The organism is Mycobacterium sp. (assembly GCF_050701515.1).
Lineage (GTDB): Bacteria > Actinomycetota > Actinomycetes > Mycobacteriales > Mycobacteriaceae > Mycobacterium.
Map to the genome: position 1 here is coordinate 1 of NZ_JBOGDB010000050.1, position 2,295 is coordinate 2,295.

The 2,295-nt window shown below is 63.1% G+C and carries 3 protein-coding genes; all 3 read right to left on the bottom strand.

Features of this window, described 5'->3' with window-relative positions:
• Positions 1-837, bottom strand: an 837-nt coding sequence (locus ACRDU5_RS04085; protein WP_526613018.1) for an acyl-CoA dehydrogenase family protein, incomplete at its 3' end; no start/stop codon positions are given.
• 112 nt (positions 838-949) lie between these two features.
• Entirely contained in the window at positions 950-1,636 is a 687-nt protein-coding gene (locus ACRDU5_RS04090) for a TetR/AcrR family transcriptional regulator (RefSeq protein ID WP_526613020.1), read from the bottom strand.
• 80 nt (positions 1,637-1,716) lie between these two features.
• Positions 1,717-2,295, bottom strand: a 579-nt coding sequence (locus tag ACRDU5_RS04095; protein WP_526613021.1) for a TetR/AcrR family transcriptional regulator, incomplete at its 5' end; no start/stop codon positions are given.

Genomic DNA, 2,295 nt, shown 5'->3' on the forward strand with positions numbered 1-2,295 from the left:
CGTTAGGGGTTGACCGAATGCCGTGCGCCGCCGGCAGTATTCGACGGTGTGATCGAAGATGGCCCGGGTGTTGGCGATTGCCTTGGCCGTGACACCCAGCCTTTCGCGTGGCAGATGGCTCATCAAGTACTCCAGCCCCCGACCTACGTCGCCAACGAGGTTGGCCGCTGGCACGACTGCGTCGTGGAAGAACAGCTCGGAGGTGTCCTGAGCGGGCAACCCGATCTTGTCGAGCTGACGGCCGCGTTCGAAGCCCGGGGTGTCGCGCTCGACGACGAACAAGCTGAAGGCCCTTGAGCCATCCTCGGGGTTAGTGCGCGCGGCCACAACGACGACGTCGGCCATGATGCCGCTAGAGATAAAGGTTTTCTGCCCATTGAGGATCCACTGATCCCCGTCGCGGCGGGCGGTGGTGCGGATGCCTTTGAGGTCGCTGCCCGCGCCGGGTTCTGTCATCGCCAGCGCGCCGATCAGCTCGCCGGAGGCGAAGCCGGGTAGCCAGCGCCCTTTCTGCTGTTCGTCGGTCAGGTCGAGTAGGTAATGCAGCACCAGATCGTCCTGCAGGCTCACGGTCAGGCCGAAGGAAAATGCGAAAACCCGTGCCAGTTCTTCACATACCACCATCCGGTAGCGGTAGTCGTGCTCGCCGGCGCCTCCGAAGCGCTCATCAATCTGCAACGCGTAGATGCCGGCTTTGGCGGCGCGGGCGAACACCGCCCGGTCGATCATGTGCTGCCGATCCCAGTCCTGCTGGTGGGGAACGACTTCACGCGCCAGGAACTCACCAACGGTCTCGCGATACGCCTCATGGTCCGGCCCGTACACCGTTCGCCGCACCGGCTAGACCTGCTCGATGGTGGTGACGTCGGCCTGTCCGCTGCCCTCTCCCATTATTTTAATCTAGCATAGAATTTGTTCGGGAGCGAAACCGTATTCGAGCGGCGGCGGGTCAGCGGCTTGTTGCGGCCCTGCGCATGTGCTTGGTGCGACGTGGCGCTGGCGGCACCGGACTGAGGCCGTTGCGCACCAGCACTTGAGCGTTGGACACAATCGCGTCCACCGAACTGCGACGGGGATCGAACCACTCCGCGGACCAGTTCAAGGCACCGAGCACCAGTAACTGTGCATGCCGTGCGTCGAGATCGCTGCGCAGCTGACCGTCGACGCGTGCTTCATCAAATAGGCGCCGCCAGATCCGCCCATAGGCAGCTTCTTCCTTGAGTTGGCGCGTCCGCAGCCGCTCGGGAATCTGCCCGGCGTTGCGGATGGATGCTGAGGCGTAGTCCGACAGCTCAAGCTCATGACGAAGATGCGCCTCGACAGCGGCGAGGATTTTGTCTATCGGTGAGGCCTCCTGCGGCAGCACGTCTAGCACGCCCTGCAGGTGCTTGCGCATGTCGGCTATCCCGGCGTACATGACCTCCTCGATCAGGTCATCGCGCGACGCGAAGTAGTAGTAGATCGCAGGTGCTTGGAGCTCGGCGTAGTCGGCGACATCGGACAGGCGCGTGCCGGCGTAGCCCTTCACGCTCAGGACGTGGGCGGCGGCGTTGAGGATGCGGTTCCGGGTTCGCGCCGACTTGGAGACCGCTTCGTCGGGTGCCGCGTTCTGATACGTCGCGGATTTTTTAGCCACGATTCGATATTAAGCGAAGCTTGGGCAACCGCCCATCTCGGCGCGTCAGGTGTGCCCGCGCGTGACAAACTGGCTAGCGATCAGTCGGTGGCGGCGATTCCGTGGCGAATGAACGATTGTGCGTTGGCGACAACGGCTTCCAGGGACCCGCGGCGGGGATTCCACCACTCCACCGCCCAATTCAGGGCGCCCAGAACAAGCATCTGTGCGATATACAGATTCAGATCTGGTCGAAGCCGGCCGTCGCGGGCCAACTCGTTGATCAGTCTGCGCCAGACCTCGCCATAGCGCTCCTCTTCCTGGATTTGACGCTTGCGAATCGGCAGCGGGACCTGACCGGCGTTGCGGATGGATGCCGTTGTGTAGTCGGATATCTGCAGCGCGTGGCGAAGGTGAGCCTCTACCGCCACGAGCAGCCGTTCGAGTGGCTGCGTGCCGTCCGGTAGCTCGCTCAGGGCCGCAGCAACGTGGTCACGCATGTCAGCGATTCCGGCCCACATCACCTCTTCGATCAACTCGTCTTTAGACGCGTAGTAGTAATAAATGGCGGGTGCCTGGATTTCGGCCTCCGCAGCGACGTCGGTCAGCCGCAGACCCGCGTATCCATTGGCGCTGAGCACACGCGCAGCTGCGTCGAGAATGCGTGCCCTCGTCAGCGC